This window comes from Arenibacter sp. P308M17, from assembly GCF_003426735.1.
Taxonomy (GTDB): domain Bacteria; phylum Bacteroidota; class Bacteroidia; order Flavobacteriales; family Flavobacteriaceae; genus Arenibacter.
The window spans coordinates 488,688-507,427 of sequence record NZ_QVON01000003.1 but is presented as its reverse complement, the minus strand read 5'-3'; the positions used below and the strand labels follow the sequence as shown (position 1 = coordinate 507,427).

The window sequence follows — 18,740 nt, the reverse complement described above, 5'->3', positions numbered from 1 at the left end:
ACTATTGGTCCTCCTTGGCAATAAACCTTTCATCTACGGGCATTATTGTGCCACAATTGTCGCAGGTTCTAAGTTCCTCAGAACCGTAGAAGGTTTTAAAATGCCCTAAAAAATCTTTTTCAATATTATTTAAGGTGAAGTATACTTCATAGAGTTTATTGTTGCAGTTATCGCAAAACCACAGCAGGCCATCGTCAACGTTCATCCCTGCCCGTTTACGTTCTATGACCAAACCTATGGACCCTTCTTTCCTCACCGGGGAATGGGGTATTTTTGCAGGGTGCAGGTACATATCCCCAGGGCCAAGTTCCATTGTCTTTTTTTGGCCGTTTTCTTGAATATGGACCTCAATATTGCCTTCCAATTGATAAAACAGTTCCTCTGTTTCGTTATAATGATAATCTTTTCTGGCATTGGGGCCGGCAACAACCATAACAATGTAATCTTCCGATTCCGTATAGAGATTTTTGTTTCCTACGGGAGGTTTTAACGTATCCCTGTTCTCTGAAAGCCATTTATTTAGATTGAATGGTCGTTTTATGGACATAGTGTATTCAATTAAAATTAAGATTAGTTCTATACTGCCGCTCCTTAAAATACGATAGCGACCGCCACCCAATTTTAATAGCTTGGCCTAACATCAAAAATAATAAAAGTAAACCGTTTTTAAGAGGATTATCGGTAGAAGAGTTGTGTAAAATATAGTTTACCGTCGGTATTTCTCTTAACGCTTACCGCGGTGTGCGTAAATTCACCTTCCATAGTTTTCCTGTGGTCGGCACTGGCCAACCATTTTTGAAAGGCCTCAAGGGCAGAATCATAGTCCTTGGCCACATTTTCAGAGACATAGGAGGCATTCACTGCTTGGGAAATATCCGATGCACGGGCGCTAAAATTATCATGGTTAATAGTGCCCTTGGCTATCATATAATCGGTATGCTTGTTGGCGTACTCATAGGCTACCAAGCTAAAATCTAGATAGTTATACCCCAAAGAAACTCGGTGTTCGTTGACGATGCCGAGTAATTCCTGTTCCACTTCTACCGCATTTTCGACTTCGGAACCAATTGCCGGCCCTATAGACTCCGTACTGCAGGAGACTGTTACAAATGCGAACAAAAGCATTACAAAATAATGGAAAATCATTTTCATATAATGTTCTATTTGTAAGTAGGAAGAAAGGGAAGAATGGGGAATTCTTGTGTTCTCGAAATTGGTTTCCAATAACCAACGATTGTAATATTACAAGAAATTATTTAGCATGAATTCAAATGAAATGATTTATTCGATGAAATACATTTTTCATCGCCAAGCCTTTATTCCAAGGGTCGGAGAATCTTTGGATTGAACTGTGAAATGAACTGGAGATACACTTTTTCCGGGTTTAATTTTATCAAAAAATATTCAATAAAAGGAAAACCATTTATCTTTACTGTGCTAAATTGGTGCTTTTCATGAAAATAATTGTCCGTGTCCTGATATTCCTTTTTATAGTTGGGTGTAATCCGAAAAAAGATACCGACAAAATACCGGTAGATAACTTAAATCTATATCAGGAATATATAACGGAAGTGTCCCACGGATTAATTTCTGTAAAGGCAGACGTTAGGGTAATGCTTAACCGTCCAGTTGATGCCTGGGAAAATGGAAAGGAGTTGGATAGCGATTTATTGCAGGTATCGCCCAAGACCAGTGGCAAGGTCATAGCTTTGGACAGTAGAACTATTGCCTTTGTCCCCGATGCCGGTTTTCGTCAGGATAGTACCTATAGGTTTTCCTTAAATCTTGGAGCTGTTGTAAACGGGGTTCCAAAGGAACTGCGTAAGTTTAATTTTGAGGTAAGGACATTGAAACAGCAGTTTAACGTCTATACCCAAGCCCTACAATCCTATTCCAAGGATTATCAATACTTGGAAGGACAATTGAAAAGTGCCGATATCCTAAGTTTGGAAAAGGCCAGGCAGTTGTTGCAAGTAACACAGAAAGGAAAAAAGGTGCCGGTAAAATTTGATTCCTCTACCGTTGAAGGAAACCAATTTTATTTTAAGATAGATAGTATTCAGCGATTTACAGAGGATACCGACCTGGAGGTTGTTTGGGATGGCACGGCCATGGATATTGAAAGTGCTGGAAAGAATACCATAAAAATACCGGGCAAGAGTAATTTTAGTATTCTGGATGTTGGGCTGGAAACAGGAGAAAATCAAATCATAAATATCAACTTTTCGGATCCCTTAAAAAAAGGACAAAACTTTAAGGGCCTTGTAGTGTTGGAAGGCGATGGCAACCTTAAATATGATGTAGTTGGCAATATTCTAAAGATATATCCTTCCAAAGAGATGAGCACAACTCTAAAGCTGGAGGTTTTTGAAGGTATTGAAAGTATTGATGGCTATAAGCTTAAAACCAGGCTTACGGAGCGGGTAGCGTTCGATCAAATAAAACCCGAGGTCCGACTGTTATCAAACGGAACAATTTTACCGTCTTCCAATAACCTAAAAATTAATTTTGAGGCGGTAAACCTGAAGTCGGTCCACCTAAACGTCTATAAAATTTTCGAAGATAATATTCTGCAGTTCTTACAGGGAAATGATCTTAACGGGAGTTACAACCTTAAAACAGTAGCGAGGCCAATAGCCTCCAAGAGGTTGGATCTGGAAACGGGCCTTGGTTATAATAATGGCAAATGGGCCGCACATGCCATAGATTTAAGAACCCTTATTTCACCTGAGGTAGGGGCCATTTATAGGGTTGAATTTAGTTTTAAGCCCTCCTATAGCCTTTTCAAATGTGAAGGCACCAATTTTGAACAGGAGGTTGCATCGGAAGGGGATTTTGATCAAGAAACGGAAAACAGCTCATGGGACGGTGTAGCATCCTATTATGAAGATTATTACTTTAACTATGACTGGAATCAACGGGATAACCCTTGCCATACTTCCTACTACTATGATAAAACGGTAGGCACCAATGTTCTGGCCTCGGACCTGGGGATAACCGTAAAAAAAGGGGTGAACAGGAGTTACTTTGTGGCGGTCAATAATATTGTTAATACGGAACCCGTTGCAGGGGCCAAGGTTACTTTTTACAATTATCAGCAACAGCCCATTGGGCAGGTTACAACAGGGCAGGATGGCACCACTATTTTTGATTCCGATCATTTGGCCTACTTTGCCGTAGCCGAGAGCAACGGTCAAAGGACCTATGTTAAACTCAACGACGGCAACGCACTGTCCGTTAGTAAGTTTAATGTTGACGGGGTTGCACTACAGAGGGGCATAAAAGGTTTTATTTTTGGGGAGAGGGGGGTCTGGCGCCCTGGCGATAAACTCTTTCTTTCGTTTATGTTGAACGATAAGGCCAATAAACTTCCTGAGGGTCATCCCGTAAAATTGGAATTGATAGACCCCTATAACAAAGTGGTGCACAGGGAAGTAAAGACCAATTCCCTCAACAATTTTTATAATTTTATTTTCAGTACGGACGAAGATGCGCCTACCGGCAATTGGTTGGCCAAGGTTTCGGTAGGAGGGGCATCTTTTACAAAAACCCTTAAGATCGAAACAATCAAGCCGAATAGGTTAAAGATCAGGACGGAGTTTGAAAATGAGGTGTTGTCCGGCGGGAAACCCATTGAAGGGATGATGGAAGTGGCATGGCTTCACGGGGCGGTCGCCAAAAATTTAAAAGCGGATATCACTGCCAGGTTCAAAGTGCAGACAACAACTTTTAAAAATTTTCCGGCCTATGTTTTTGATGATCCCACAAGGGCGTTTACGGCCGAAGATCAAATAGTATTCAACAGTACTATAAATGCTGAGGGCAAAGCCGCCTTTTCGTTAAATCCACAAATTAATAACCATGCCCCGGGAATGCTTACTGCAGCATTTGTTACCAAGGTTTATGAAAATGGGGGAGATTTTAGTACGGACGTTTTTACAAAGCAATTTTCGCCCTTTGATACCTATGTAGGCCTAAATGTACCCAAAGGCGATAAGACCAGGGGAATGTTACTCACAGATGAACCCCATAAATTTGAAGTGGTAACGGTAGATAAATTGGGGAATGCCAAAGCCATCAACAATTTAAGGGCAACTATTTATAAAGTGAGCTGGAGATGGTGGTGGGAGACATCTGCCGATAATCTTTCCAATTTTAGCAGCAGTGATTATCAGGAAAAAGTTTTGGAGAAGACCATAAGTACCAATTCCAGTGGTAAGGCAACTTTTAATTTTGAGCTAAAATATCCCGAATGGGGAAGGTATTTGGTTAGGGTGGAAGATCCAAAAGGGGGGCACGCAACCGGAAAGACAGTGTACATAGATTGGCCTGGATGGGCTGGAAAATCTATGAAGAATGACCCTTCCGCCGCCACTATGTTAACGTTCTCCACGGATAAGGAAGTTTATAAGGTAGGGGAAACGGCCATAGTCACCTTTCCTGGTTCGGAAGGCGGCAGGGCATTGGTTACCGTGGAAAATGGCAGCGAAGTACTGCATTCTCAATGGGTAAAATCTGAAAAGGGAGAAACAAAATTTGAAATTCCCATAACCGAATTGTACACGCCAAATGTTTATATCAATATAAGTTTGCTGCATCCGCATGCCACTACTTTAAACGATTCCCCTATACGGATGTATGGGATAGTTCCAATATCGGTAGAAGATCCTTTGACCAAACTGCAACCGGAAATTACCATGCCCGATGTTTTAAGACCTGAGGAAAATATTACGCTCAAAGTAAGTGAGAAACAAGGAAGGGCCATGACCTATAGCATTGCCATGGTGGATGAAGGTTTGCTGGATCTTACCCGATATCAAACCCCAAATCCATGGAATACTTTTTATGCCCGGGAAGCACTTGGTGTCAAGAGCTGGGATATATACGACGATGTTATTGGGGCTTATGGAGGGAGAATAAACCAGGTATTTGCCATTGGTGGGGACGGAGATTTGACCGGCGCCAAAAATAAAAAAGCCAATCGCTTTGAACCTATGGTGGTTTATTTGGGGCCCTTTAGCTTGGACAAAGGGGAGACAAAATCACATAAAATAGACATTCCCAAATATGTGGGGTCGGTACGGACCATGGTCATAGCCGGAAACCCAGGGGAAGCCGCATATGGCATGGCAGAAAAAGCAACCCCAGTAAGAAAACCACTTATGGTATTGGCTTCCCTCCCAAGAAAGATTAGCCCGGGGGAGACGGTAACCTTACCGGTTACGGTTTTTGCTATGGAAAAAAAGGTGAAGGAGGTAAGGGTGCAAATTAAACCCGATCCTTCCTTTAGTATAGAAGGAAAGACCGTATTGAACGTTTCTTTCACCCAGCCCGATGAGAAAATGGCCTATTTTCAACTAAAGGTAGCAGATTATAAAGGTATCGGCAAGGTAGTGGTAGAAGCTACGGGCAATGGGGAAAGAGCCTCTTTTGAGGTGCCAATAGATGTGGTAAACCCCAATCCGTTGACTACGGTTACCAATGATATGGTACTGGATGCCGCCAGTAGCGAACAAATTGATATTGAAACTTTTGGCATTCCTGGTAGCAATAGTGCAGAGGTGGAATTTTCCACCCTTCCCCCTATGAATTTTAATGGAAGAATGCAATATTTGATCCAATATCCGCATGGGTGTTTGGAGCAGACCACCTCCAATGCCTTTCCGCAGTTGTATATAACGGATATCTTCGATATTAACACAACAAGGAAAAAGGAGATACAGCAAAATGTTGAAAGTGCCATAAAAAGGGTCGGTAGCCATCAAACTCCAAGTGGAGGGTTCACCTATTGGCCAGGACAAAATTATACCGATGATTGGAGTACATCCTATGTAGGCCACTTTTTATTGGAGGCGGGGAAAAAGGGATATGTATTGCCCTTGGGATTTAGGTCTTCCTGGTTAAATTATCAGCAAAATACCGCTAGACAATGGAGATCGGGGACGGCATCTTCAGATTTGGCACAGGCATATCGCCTATATACTTTGGCACTTGCCGGAAATGCGGATATTGCTTCAATGAACAGATTAAGGGAGATGCCCGATCTGTCCAACGAGGGAAAATTCCGCTTGGCGGCTGCCTACGGACTTATTGGCCAAGAAGCTGTGGCGCAACAAATCATCAAATCGGCAAATTATGATTTTTCGGAGAGGAAATATGATTACCAAACTTATGGGTCCTCGGTTCGCAATAGGGCAATGGCATTGGAAACCTTTGTGCTTTTGAAGGAGAAGGTAAAAGCTAGGGAAATGGCCGGAATTTTGGCGCAACGTTTAAGTTCAGATGATTGGATGAGTACCCAAAGTACTGCCTATTGCCTCTTGGCAATGGCTAAATTTGCAGATATGATTGGGGGTAAGGGAATTAAGGCCAGTATAACCGTCAATGGGAACAATACCTCAATAAACACCAATAAGACCTTGGCCAATACTGAATTGGGAATTAGAACGGGTACCAACTCCTTGAATATTAAAAATACCGGCGAAAATTTACTTTATGTGAGCATCATTAACAATGGGATTTTGCCCGTGGGAGAAGAGAGGGAGCTACAAAGGAATTTAGTGGCCAATGTGGCCTTTAAGGGAAGGAACGGCACTAAATTGGATCCATCGTCAATAATGCAGGGAACGGATTTCGTCGCAGAAGTTTCGCTTACCAACACCAAGGCAGAAGTGATTGAAAATGTAGCCTTGTCCCAGATATTTCCGAGTGGCTGGGAAATAGTAAATACCAGATTTACTGATTTTGGCGATTTTGCCGAAAACGAGGTAACGTATACGGATTTGAGGGATGATAGGGCCAATTTTTATTTTGACATGAAAAAGAACGAAACAAAAGTATTTAGGGTTTTGTTGAACGCCTCTTATTTGGGCAGATATTATTTACCCGGAATACAGGCCGAGGCCATGTACAACAACGATTATGCCGTGCGTACCAAGGGACAATGGATAGAAGTGGTACAGTAATTGTCCCGATGGGGACCAAAAAAAATATACGCCCTTTAACGCAACCATTTTGTGTTTTATGCATTTATATATAAAACAAAAATAGTATCACATGAAAAAAATAATTTGGTTTTGGCTCTTTGGGGCAATGGCATTTAGTAGCATATTGATAGGATGTAGTTCGGATAATACCATCGAATGTCCCGCCGACTACGAAGGGGCACTCGTTGAGGAGGAAAACGCGCTGTTCGGAACCTGGGAGTTGAGCGCCATAGTTGCTGAAAAAGAAGTGGATATTACCGATGACAATGAGTCCAATGCCGGAAAGGATATTTATGCGCAATATACCGACTGCGAAAAGGATGCCGAGTATACTTTTGGCCCCGGTCGTGCCTATGAATTCGCCCAAGGGCAAAATGCAACAAGTTGTACTAATAAGCTTAAGATTGAGGGTACCTGGAAACTTTCCACTGATATCCTCGGCTTAGTTGGTAATTGTTCCCTTCAGAATATAAAAATTGCTTTTAATGGGGATAAATCCGCATTTACCACCACTTCCAATTTTGACATAACAGATGTAAATGGGCAAATCGTACAAACGGACGTTACATTCACCTATACCAAAACGGTAGCGGACAATTAATTGTTCCTGAGTATAAAATGATATCATCCTAATGTTGCCAAATTAATTTTGGTGACATAGGATGATATTATTAAACGAGTTCATTGCCCTCCCTCTTTAATGAAGCTGTTTTAATTCTCTTTCTGGGATGGTTCAACTTCACCAGGTTCACTTTCCTTAAGTACCTTACTAAAAACCAGGGCACCAATTTCCTTTAAGGGCATATATAGCTTGGATTCCTCAATCGATTCTTGCTTTACAAATCCAAGTTGATTATTGGTCCTGTCAAAAAATATCAACAGGGCGCCTAGGATTACAGCAACTTTGAGTACGCCAAATATTCCTCCCGTTATTTTGTTCAATAGCCCCAACATGGCAAAATCGGCAATTTTGGTCAATAATTTTCCGGCCATATTTACTACAAGGACAATAAGTATAAAGGTGATCAGGAAGGATGCAGTGTTCATATAGCGCTCATTCCACTCCATATTTTTGGAAAGGTATTCCCCTACAATATAGGAGAAATGAATTGCGCCGTACAAACCGGCAACTAGGGCGATCAAAGATGCCAATTCCACAAAGAGACCATTTCTAATTCCCATGTATAGGCCGTATATTAAGAGTAGTCCAATAATAATATCCAATATACCCATACAAAAGTCTTTTGACAAATATAAAACTTTGATTTGTACCTTTGAACAATTCTATTCTGTTTGGATAAGTGAATCCAACAACAGATCTATATTAAGATAAATGACAATGTCTAGAGATACACAATTAAAGGATAGGTGGGAGATTTTGGTAAAAAAACTGTCTTCCCAATTTGCAGACAATGACCCCCTGGAGTTGGATGCCATTATATATCTGGTTGGGGTCCAGGAATTGGGTCAAATTCATAAAACTTTTAAGAAGGATGAAAAATTAAATCTAATGCATATAGCCATCTGTAGGTTGTTGGAGCCTTATGGGTATTATGAATTTGATTTTTTTGATGAAGACGGTTGGCCACATTATAACATTAAGGAAGCACTGCCCCCATTGAAGGCCGGAGAACAATCGGTATTAATGAAGGAAGCCTTGGTGAGCTATTTCTTGGAAAAGGAATACATCGTTTAGCTATGGAACCTAAAAAGCCTTATTATGCCGTAATATTTACTTCCATTACAAAGGAAGATAATAAGGAGTATTCGGAAATGGCCCACCAGATGGAGTCATTGGCTAAAAAGCGGACAGGTTTTCTAGGTTTTGAAAGCGCCAGGGACCAAATGGGGATCAGTGTAAGTTATTGGGATAGTCTTGAGGCAATAGCGGATTGGAAAGCTCAGACAGATCATTTATTTGCCCAAAAAAAAGGCAGGGAAGAATGGTACAAATGGTACAAGGTCCGTATTTGTTTGGTAGAAAGGGAATATGAATTTGGGAACGGATAGGGATACGGCCAAGGAAACAACGATCTTTCATCGGTGGAAGGGGCTGTTCCAAAAGCATCCTTGGAAATGGCTTATCCTTTTTTTACTGTTGCTTGCCTATTACTTCTGTTTGCCCAAACAATTATTTCTTACCCCCCATGCTACCGTTGTTGAGAGTAGATCGGGCAAGCTTTTGGGGGCACTTATTGCCGATGACGGGCAATGGAGGTTCCCTGTAGTGGATAGCGTGCCCTATAAATTTGAGACCTGTATCTTAAATTTTGAGGACGCCCATTTTTATAGGCATCCCGGCTTTAACCCCATTTCCATTGGCAAAGCCTTTATAGCCAACATATTGGCAGGGGAAACGGTGAGGGGGGCCAGTACCCTTACACAGCAGGTGATACGTTTATCCAGGAACCATAAAAAACGGACTTATTGGGAGAAGGTTAGGGAACTGGTTTTGGCTACGAGATTGGAATTGGGATATTCCAAGGAACATATTTTAAAATTATATGCCAGCCATGCCCCTTTTGGTGGCAATGTGGTAGGCTTGGAAGCGGCGGCCTGGCGTTACTTTGGGATGCAGCCTAGTCAATTGTCATGGGCAGAAGCAGCTACATTGGCGGTATTGCCCAATGCCCCAAGTTTAATTTACCCTGGTAAAAATCAAACGAAACTGCTGAAGAAGAGAAATAGGTTACTGCATAAATTATGGAATAATAATTATTTGGATAGCACTACCTACAAGCTTTCACTTTTGGAAGAATTGCCTAAAAAGCCTTATAAATTACCGGATGTATCCCCTCATTTGGTCCAATATTTGGCCAAAAAATATAAGGGGAAGAGAATTTTGACCCATGTGGATGAAAACCTCCAGGGCAGTATTAACGGTATTGTAAATAAGCATTATAAAAACTTGAGGCAGAATGGGGTTTACAATGCGGCAGTGCTGTTGATGGATGTAAAAACACGTAAGGTACTTTCCTATGTAGGCAATACACCAACGGACAGTGAACACGAAAAGGATGTGGATATGGTGCAGGCCAATCGCAGTACGGGAAGTATTCTAAAACCTATATTGTACGCCGCCATGATACATGCTGGAGAATTATTGCCCAACATGCTGATACCGGATGTTCCAACCCAGATTGCAGGTTATTCCCCTGAGAATTTTAATGAAAGCTATAGTGGTGCCGTAGCGGCAGACATGGCGTTGGCCAAGTCCCTAAATGTTCCGGCTGTACGCCTGTTGCGTTCCTACGGGCTGGAAAAATTTAGGGATCAATTGGATTTCTTTAAGTTAAGGGGCCTGGACAAGTCCGCCGATCATTACGGCTTAACATTGATTCTCGGGGGGGCAGAAAGTAATTTATGGGATCTGTGCAAGACCTATGCCTCCTTGGCATCGACCGTGAACCATTTTAACGCCACCTCTAGTGAGTACTATACCAAGGAATTTACTGAGCCTATCCCAACCATGGAAACCCAATTGGATTTTGGTGCCAAATCTACCGAGGCCACTATTTTTGATGCAGCGAGCATCTACCTTACGTTTGAGGCCATGAAAAAAGTAAACCGGCCCGAGGGTAGTGAATCCTGGGAGTTTTTTGATTCCTCCAAGCAGATAGCCTGGAAAACGGGTACCAGTTTTGGAAACAAGGATGCCTGGGCCATTGGTATTACCAAAGACTATGTAGTTGGGGTATGGGCCGGAAACGCCGATGGGGAAGGGAGACCAAATGTTACCGGACTTACCAGTGCCGCACCAATTTTATTCGACGTATTCGATGTTGTTCCCAGGTCATTCTGGTTTCAAAAGCCATTGGACGAGTTTACCGAAATAAAAGTTTGCTCGGATAGTGGTTATCTGGCTACCGATATATGTCCCAAAACTGTAATTTCTATGCCCAGAAAGCAAAATTTTGTAAAGCCGTGTGCGTATCACCAATTGATACATTTAAATGCCCAAAGACAGTTCAGGGTCAATTCCTCCTGTGCGGATTTGTCGCAAACAGTAAGCGAATCATGGTTTGTATTGCCCCCCTTGATGGAATACTATTATAAAAAAGGACACCCCTCCTATAAATCTTTGCCCCCTTTTTTTGGTAATTGTAAGGAAACCGATACTGAGGCCATGGAGTTTATATATCCAAGGAACGGAAGTAGGATTACCTTGGCAAGAAATTTTGAAGGCAGGAAGAACGAACTGATAGTGAAGTTGGCCCATGTTAAACCGTCAACACCGGTTTATTGGTATTTGGATGGGAAATTTATGGGGCAAACCACGGACTATCATGAAATAGGGATGATGCCTTCACCCGGAGATCATGGAATTACGGCAGTTGATGCCTTGGGTAATGAAATTGTTGTTATGATAACGATAGAGCAATAATAGCCCTTTGATTTAGGTCAATAATCAGTTACCTTTAATGACATTGCTGAAAAACAAATTAATACAGCTTCAACAAAAGAATATCCTATAAAAAATGATAAAAAATATTCGATTTTCTAATTTGGATAGGAAAAAAACGATTCACAAACTAAAGGAGGATACCTTTGATCTGGTAGTAATTGGTGGGGGTATTACAGGCGGGGGTATTGCTCTGGATGCCGCATCCAGGGGTTTAAAAGTGGCTTTGGTAGAAAAAAACGATTTTGCATCGGGAACCAGTAGTAAATCAACTAAATTGATTCATGGCGGACTGCGATATCTAAAACAATTTGATTTCTGGTTGGTAAAGGAAGTAGGTTCCGAAAGGGCCATAGTACACAATTTGGCGCCACATTTAGTATTGCCCGAGAAAATGTTGTTGCCCTTGATAGAAAATGGGTCTTATGGGAAATGGCTTACTTCCATAGGCTTAAAGGTCTATGATATTTTGGCCCAGGTGACCGGGGATGACAAACGTAAAATGTTGGAGAAAAAAGAGGCTCTGAAATTGGAACCATTGTTGCCCAAAAAGATACTGAAAGGGGCAGGGTATTATGCGGAGTACAGGACAGATGATGCCCGACTCACCATGGAGACCATAAAGACCAGCCTGAAATATGGTGCCCTACCCTTGAACTATGCAGAGGTAACGGACTTTATTTATGAGGAGGATATGGTAGCAGGGGTCAAAGTAAAGGATACGGTCTCGGATACTGAATTTTCTATAAAATCCAAATATGTAATAAGTGCTGCAGGACCCTGGGTAGATGAACTTAGGGGCATTAATAATTCCAAAAAGGGAAAGCGCCTGCATCTTACCAAGGGGGTGCATTTGGTTTTTCCCTATGAAAAATTACCTATAAGGCAATCCGTTTATTTTGATATTCCTGATGGGCGGATGATGTTTGCGATCCCAAGGGGCAAGATTACCTATATTGGTACTACGGACACAAATTTTAACGAGAACAAGGATAATGTAAGGGTCGATGTGGCCGATGCCATTTATTTAATATCTGCCGTAAATAATATGTTTCCAAGGATAAATTTGGAAATGAAGGATATCATCTCCTCATGGGCGGGACTAAGGCCACTTATACACGAGGAAGGGAAGTCGGCCTCTGAACTATCTCGAAAGGATGAGATTTTCACCTCGGATTCCGGCCTTATAAGTATTGCTGGCGGAAAGCTGACCGGCTATCGTAAAATGGCGGAGCGCGTGGTGAACAGGGTAGCCAAAAAAATGGAGGAAGATTATGGGATTAACGTAAAGCCCTCCGATACGGAGCATATCCCCTTATGTGGAAATGATTTTAAAAAGTATAAACAGGTTAAGAAATATATTGCAGAAGTCCATGAAAGATTAACCCCGGAGGGATTTTCCCAATATGATGCCTGGTATTTGGTGACCAATTATGGAAAACAGACCGAAACAATTCTAAAATACTATGCAGAACAGCAGGTAGATGACCATATTTTGGGTATGGCCAAGGCCGAATTAAGGTTTACTATTGAAAATGAAATGGTTCAAACGCCCATGGATTTTTTTATTCGTAGAACAGGGAGGCTATACTTTGATATAGTTAGTATTAAAAATTTGATGGAACCCATCCTGGCCGAGTTCAAGTCTGTATACAAATTGGATGATGGGGTCATCAACACCTACCGGAAAACCTTGGAACGGGAAATTGAGGAACATTCCAATTTTTCATTGGAACGGATTTAAGAACAGCCGTTAGGACGATCTATAGAAGCCCAAAAAGGTAAATCTTGGGGGGTTAATCCAGTTTTTCGGTAAGTTCCTTAAAAACTTTTTTCGGGTTTTTATTTTCATAAAGCACTTCGTAAACGGCGTTTAGAATGGGGGTTTTTGATTTGTTTCTGTATTTTGAAACTATTAAATGGGCGCTTTTGGTAGCATAATATCCCTCCGCTACCATTTTCATTTCCATCATGGCACTTTTTACGGTATAACCTTTGCCGATCATGTTCCCAAACATACGGTTGCGGCTAAAAACGGAATAGCCCGTTACCAAAAGGTCCCCTAAATACGCAGAGTCGTTTATGTTGCGCTTCATCTTATGTACCCGTTTTATAAACCGCTTCATTTCCCTTATGGAGTTGCTCATAAGTACGCTCTGGAAGTTGTCGCCATAGCCCAGTCCATGAGCCATTCCGGCAGCAATGGCATAAATATTCTTTAGCATGGCGGCATATTCCGTCCCAATAATATCGTCCGATATTTTGGTCTTTATGTAGTCGCTACTCAGATGCTTGGCCACCAACTTGGCTTTCTCGGTATCCGCACAAGCTATGGTTAAATAGGACAAACGTTCCAAAGCCACCTCCTCTGCATGGCATGGTCCTGTTATGACCCCGATATTTTCGAAGGGAACGTTATAATTAATATGAAAATGTTCGCCTACTATCAAACTGGATTCCGGCACAATGCCCTTTATGGCCGAAAAGATTATTTTGCCTTTAATATCAGTGGTCAATTGTTTCAATTCGCTCTCCAGAAAAGCGGAGGGAATGGCAAAAATAAGGATATCGGCATCCGCAATGGCCTCATTCATATTGTCCGTGAGGTTTAATTGCTCTATATGAAACTCTACAGAGCTGAGATAATTCGGGTTGTGTTTCTGCGTCTTAATGTGTTCAATAGCGTCTGTATTGCGCATGTACCAGTTTACCACATCCGCATTCTCTGTCAACATCTTAACAATGGCAGTTGCCCAGCTGCCACCGCCCAACATTGCAAACTTTATATTGTTTTTCATATGTAGATATATACTGTTTTTTAGCGGTCATACCTGCCCGACTACATCGTTCCCGTCCGTAACGGAACGGGCGGACAGGCGGGTGTAATTCGCATATTTTCATTTGGGTTTGCCCGCCAGAATGAATCTTTCGGGCTGGCGACCAAATTTTGGTCATGCTCATTTCACAGGTTTAAATATCTTAATGTTCGTTTCATCTGTTTATATTTCTTTTTGTACATCCCTTACCCAATAATCGCCTAATCTTCTTATAAAAAAAATTAAGGACCCGGTTGCGGGCCGGAATTAATTAGGACGACTATATAGCTCATTAAAATCCTTGGCAATGTAGGACTGTTTTTTGGAGATTCAAAACAAGATGTTGGACATTGGATGCTAGAAGCTGGATTTTAGTCTTGAGATATTAGATTCAATAAATCCGCTGTCCAGTTTCTAGATTCCCAATACTCAAATTTGAATATTCCGATTTCGACTTCGCTATTTCCTCAATACACACCCCTAACCCCTCTCAAGAGGGGAATTTAGTTCTCCAATGTTAGAATTTGATACTGGATATTGAACATTGAACCAGAATCCACTGCCAACTGCAACTTCTTACTTCACACTTATATAAAGGTCTCGACTGCCCTCGACCGGACACCCAAACATTGAACCAGTCCACTACCAACTGAAAACTGTTATTGTCAACTCCTATATCGACTCCGCCCTATCTTCGACCACTTATTACGGTGGCTGAGCTTAGTCTTAGCCACATGTTGGATTCTGGATATTGTTAATTGAACTTTCAACTTTTGAACTTTGAACTTTTGAACTTTGAACCTGAAACTTTAAACCAGCCCACTGCCAACTGAAAACTGTAACTGCCCACCCCTTCAAAAAGGTCTCTCCTGATAGGAGCCATCGGGACCCGTGCGCGGACAAACAAGGGGAGTATTCCGCATTCTAGTTTTAGAACGATGAAACGCATAAAACTTTAACACCGGATTATGATTATATGGGCAATGATTACTTGGAGTTGTGCGTTATTAATAATAGTACATACAATGGAGCTGTAACATACCAAGAGTGGAAGGATGCACAAGTTTTAATACATGGCGTTCATTACCAATTTGAAATCAGGAATATCCTTTATTTGATGAAGGGGGCAAAGGCCGGATTGGTTTTAAAGGAAGTGCCGGAAAAAGAATGATACAATGATTACCGTAGAGTTTTACGGCAGCGTTATAAAGAAGTTTTTGGTTGGTTATTTAGTTAGGGCCGTCTTGGAGTAATTACCTAAGACGGTTTTTTTATTGGCCGGAAGTTACCATATGCAAAAGGACTTTTGTCCTTTATTATTATAAAAAAGAAAGGCGTTTACAATAATTTTATTGTTGTAAACGCCTTTTTATTTCCTATAAAGCATTATACTCTATAAGGTTCTTAGATACTCTGCTACTGCTCGCGCATCCTCTTCGGAAAGATTCTGGTTAAGCATAACCGCATTGTTATACTCTTTCAACAAGGCTTGGGCTATAGGGTCTTCCTTTAGCATGCCATCCGGGTTCAGGATCATGTTCATCACCCATTCCGGGCTTCTTCTTTCAAAAACACCTTTTAGTGCCGGTCCAATTAAACGTTGTTCGGCCATGTGGCAGGCCACACAAATGGTACTGAATGTTTTTTGTCCTTTGGCTGCTAGCTCGGCATCAATTTCATCTGCAAATGTAACCGATTTAATTGGGCCAACACCTTTGTTGTCCATGTCTACAGGTACTCCCTCGCTTACAGGTTCCGCTTTTACTTCTTTTTTGGTACGGTTCATTTCAAAACCTTCCTTCTTTTCTTCTTTTTTCTCGCCACAGCTAAGGATCAACCCAGCCAAGGCCAAAGGGATAAATAATTTTCTCATTGTTTAGGTATATTATTTTACGAAGATAATAAATAGATTATTTTAATATAATTCTTCAATGAATTTTAATGCCCTTTTTTCCGTATAGGTGATATTTTTTTCACCATAAAAGCCTACATGGCCTCCATATTTGGGCAGCTCAAAATGTACGGAATTATTTTGTTCCGCTTCCTTGTAAGGATAGCATTGGTCCCCCAAAAATGAATCGTTCCTTGCATTTATTATTAAAGTAGGGGTTTCTATGGCATGGATAAATTGTAAAGAACTGGATTTTTCGTAGTAATCAAGGGCGTTCTTAAATCCATGTGCCCTACTGGTATAGATGTCATCGAAATCCCTTAAATTGTGAATCTTAACAATATCCGAATCGCTGATTTTTTCTGGAAAAAGAAGCTGTTTTGCACGAAGTTTTTCAAGAAGATTTTTCATAAACCGCCTGGCATAAACTAGGTTTTTTGGTTTCAACAGCTCTAAAAGTGAACTGTGCAGGTTACAGGGCACGGATATTGCGACCGCCCCTTTTATTTCATTGGGAATGGACCTTCCTTCCCCTAGGTACTTTAGAGTCATATTACCACCCATGCTAAACCCCATTAAGAAAATACTAGTGTAATTTTTATCTTTTAGTATATGGTTTATTACGGCTTCCAAATCTTCGGTGGCCCCTGAATGATAAGACCGTAAAAGGCGATTGGATTCACCACTGCAACCTCTATGGTTAACGGCACAGGCATCAATACCACTAACATTGAACTGTTTTGCACCTCCACTAATGTAGGGTCTTTGGGCGTTGCCTTCCAATCCATGTAAAAGGATGACTACCTTATTGGTAGGTGAGGATGCGTAACTCCAGTCCAGATCAAGAAAATCCCCATCGGCCAGTTCCAATCGTTCACGTTGCTGAACCAAGCCATTGATCCTTCTTATCAATCCGGAATAAATGGTGGAGATATGCCCGCTTTTAAAGAGCAATGGTGGGTTGTAATTGGATTGGATTATAGGCATTGATAGTATTTGAATGGGTTGTGGTATTTTATGGGGATTGGATAACAAGATAAGTTAATCCAATAATTTTCCAAAGATTGGTTGTCCGTATATATTGGTATAGCGGCGTAAAGGTTTATATATTTAGGATATAACATAATTTTGAGGGTAATGCTACTAAATTCTTACCTATTTAAAATTATATACGTGAATTTATAAATTATAATGTTGTTGGTCCAACATATTTTTATATTTTCGTTAACGTTAACGAAATTAATTATAAATCTTATGGCGAATAGAAAACTGACCAAGATAACCTTGGCAATACTGCTTCATTTTACTTTTTTCACAGTTTTTGCCCAGGATGGGTGGGAAACACTCTTTAATGGGAAGGATTTTTCCAATTTTCAACAATTGAACGGAAATGCAAAATATAAAATTGAAAATGGAGAAATGATTGGAATTTCCAGAATAAATACCCCCAATAGTTTTATGGCTACCAAAAAGGTCTATGATGATTTTATTTTGGAGTTCGATGTATTTTTAGAAAACGGACTCAATTCGGGGGTCCAATTTAGAAGTTTGAGCCTTCCCGAATATATGGATGGACGGGTACACGGATACCAGTGCGAAATTGAAACCAGTGATAGAAAATGGGCCGGGGGGATATATGACGAGGCAAGAAGGGGATGGTTATATCCCTTATCCAGAAACATCAAAGGACAAAATGCTTTTAAGCCTGGGGAGTGGAACCATTATAGAATTGAGGCCATCGGCAACCATATAAGAACTTGGATAAACGGGATACAGTGTGCCAATTTAGTAGATGATGTTACGGACAAGGGATTTATCGCTTTTCAGGTGCATTCCATACGCGGAGCTGATTTGGAGGGTAAAATAGTGAAATGGAAGAATGTAAGGATCAAAACCACGGATTTGGAGAAGGAGCGAAAGCAGGTAGCCGGATACGCTCCGGAAATAAGCTATTTGCAGAACCAGCTTACTGAAGATGAGATTAGAAAAGGTTGGCGTTTATTATGGGACGGTAAAACATCCGAAGGGTGGCGAGGTGCCAAATTAAATACGTTTCCAACGAAAGGCTGGAATATGGAAGACGGTATACTAAGTGTTCTGTCGTCCGATGGGGCCGAATCCAGAAATGGTGGGGATATTGTAACTACCTCGGCATTCGGCAATTTCGAATTAAGTATCGATTTTAAGTTGACCACAGGGGCCAATAGCGGTATAAAATATTTTGTTGACCCAGGCCTTAATATGGGTGAAGGTTCGGCCATAGGGCTGGAGTTCCAGGTGTTGGATGATAAGGAACATCCGGACGCAAAAATGGGAAAAAATGGCAATAGGACCGTGGGGTCGCTATATGACCTGATCCGGGCAGAGAACTTCGAAAATGCCAGGGGCAAGAATTTTAACGGGGTTGATAAGTGGAACAATGCCCGCATAGTGGTCAAAGGAGGTCATGTTGAACATTGGTTGAATAACGTAAAGGTTGTGGAATACGACCGGTTTAGCCAAACATTCAAGGCCCTGGTAGAAAAAAGCAAGTACGAGAAATGGGAAAATTTTGGAACAATTCCTGCAGGTAGAATCCTATTACAGGATCATGGCGACCATGTTTCCTTTAGAAGCATAAAAGTAAGGGAATTTTAATTAAAAAA

General features: G+C 41.2%; 14 protein-coding genes. 8 read left to right on the top strand and 6 right to left on the bottom strand.

What is annotated here, in order from left to right:
* Nucleotide 1: 1 nt before the first annotated feature.
* Nucleotides 2–547 carry a 3-hydroxyanthranilate 3,4-dioxygenase gene (locus D0S24_RS10100; protein ID WP_117019743.1) on the bottom strand — a complete coding sequence of 182 codons (546 nt, stop codon included), beginning with the start codon at nt 545–547 and terminating at the stop codon, nt 2–4.
* A 128-nt stretch (nt 548–675) separates the two neighbouring features.
* A complete protein-coding gene (locus tag D0S24_RS10095) occupies nt 676–1,152 on the bottom strand; it encodes a CAP domain-containing protein (RefSeq protein ID WP_117019887.1) in 477 nt (158 codons plus the stop codon).
* Between the two features lie 302 nt (nt 1,153–1,454).
* Here D0S24_RS10095 and D0S24_RS10090 point away from each other — a divergent pair, with 302 nt between their 5' ends.
* Nucleotides 1,455–6,965, top strand: coding sequence for an alpha-2-macroglobulin (locus tag D0S24_RS10090; RefSeq protein ID WP_117019742.1), 5,511 nt, complete (start codon nt 1,455–1,457; stop codon nt 6,963–6,965).
* Between the two features lie 91 nt (nt 6,966–7,056).
* Entirely contained in the window at nt 7,057–7,587 is a 531-nt protein-coding gene (locus tag D0S24_RS10085) for a DUF5004 domain-containing protein (protein ID WP_117019741.1), read from the top strand.
* A 110-nt stretch (nt 7,588–7,697) separates the two neighbouring features.
* Here D0S24_RS10085 and D0S24_RS10080 read toward each other — a convergent pair whose 3' ends face one another.
* Nucleotides 7,698–8,219 carry a CvpA family protein gene (locus D0S24_RS10080; RefSeq protein ID WP_117019740.1) on the bottom strand — a complete coding sequence of 174 codons (522 nt, stop codon included), beginning with the start codon at nt 8,217–8,219 and terminating at the stop codon, nt 7,698–7,700.
* A 106-nt stretch (nt 8,220–8,325) separates the two neighbouring features.
* Here D0S24_RS10080 and D0S24_RS10075 point away from each other — a divergent pair, with 106 nt between their 5' ends.
* From D0S24_RS10075 to D0S24_RS10060, 4 genes are all read left to right on the top strand, one after another.
* Complete coding sequence (locus D0S24_RS10075; protein WP_117019739.1) at nt 8,326–8,682, top strand: hypothetical protein; 357 nt, start codon at nt 8,326–8,328, stop codon at nt 8,680–8,682.
* A gap of 2 nt (nt 8,683–8,684) precedes the next feature.
* Nucleotides 8,685–8,996 carry an antibiotic biosynthesis monooxygenase gene (locus D0S24_RS10070; RefSeq protein WP_117019738.1) on the top strand — a complete coding sequence of 104 codons (312 nt, stop codon included), beginning with the start codon at nt 8,685–8,687 and terminating at the stop codon, nt 8,994–8,996.
* Entirely contained in the window at nt 8,977–11,370 is a 2,394-nt protein-coding gene (gene pbpC, locus D0S24_RS10065; protein WP_117019737.1) for a penicillin-binding protein 1C, read from the top strand. Before D0S24_RS10070 ends, pbpC begins: the two co-directional genes overlap by 20 nt.
* A gap of 94 nt (nt 11,371–11,464) precedes the next feature.
* Complete coding sequence (locus tag D0S24_RS10060; protein WP_117019736.1) at nt 11,465–13,132, top strand: glycerol-3-phosphate dehydrogenase/oxidase; 1,668 nt, start codon at nt 11,465–11,467, stop codon at nt 13,130–13,132.
* Nucleotides 13,133–13,184: 52 nt separating this feature from the next.
* Here the strand turns inward: D0S24_RS10060 and D0S24_RS10055 are convergent, their stop codons facing one another.
* Nucleotides 13,185–14,186: an NAD(P)H-dependent glycerol-3-phosphate dehydrogenase gene (locus D0S24_RS10055; RefSeq protein ID WP_117019735.1), complete on the bottom strand. Its 1,002-nt coding sequence runs from the start codon at nt 14,184–14,186 to the stop codon at nt 13,185–13,187.
* Between the two features lie 994 nt (nt 14,187–15,180).
* Between D0S24_RS10055 and D0S24_RS10050 the strand changes: the two genes are divergently transcribed.
* Nucleotides 15,181–15,375 (top strand): hypothetical protein, encoded by a 195-nt coding sequence (locus D0S24_RS10050; protein WP_117019734.1) that lies wholly within the window; start codon nt 15,181–15,183, stop codon nt 15,373–15,375.
* Between the two features lie 222 nt (nt 15,376–15,597).
* On the opposite strand, the gene D0S24_RS10045 is transcribed toward D0S24_RS10050, so the two are convergent.
* Together D0S24_RS10045 and D0S24_RS10040 are read right to left on the bottom strand one after the other, a co-directional pair.
* Nucleotides 15,598–16,077 (bottom strand): cytochrome c, encoded by a 480-nt coding sequence (locus D0S24_RS10045; protein ID WP_117019733.1) that lies wholly within the window; start codon nt 16,075–16,077, stop codon nt 15,598–15,600.
* A 42-nt stretch (nt 16,078–16,119) separates the two neighbouring features.
* Nucleotides 16,120–17,082, bottom strand: coding sequence for a YheT family hydrolase (locus tag D0S24_RS10040; RefSeq protein ID WP_117019886.1), 963 nt, complete (start codon nt 17,080–17,082; stop codon nt 16,120–16,122).
* Between the two features lie 267 nt (nt 17,083–17,349).
* On the opposite strand from D0S24_RS10040, the gene D0S24_RS10035 reads away from it, so the two are divergent.
* Nucleotides 17,350–18,732: a DUF1080 domain-containing protein gene (locus tag D0S24_RS10035; RefSeq protein WP_117019885.1), complete on the top strand. Its 1,383-nt coding sequence runs from the start codon at nt 17,350–17,352 to the stop codon at nt 18,730–18,732.
* Nucleotides 18,733–18,740 lie beyond the last annotated feature (8 nt).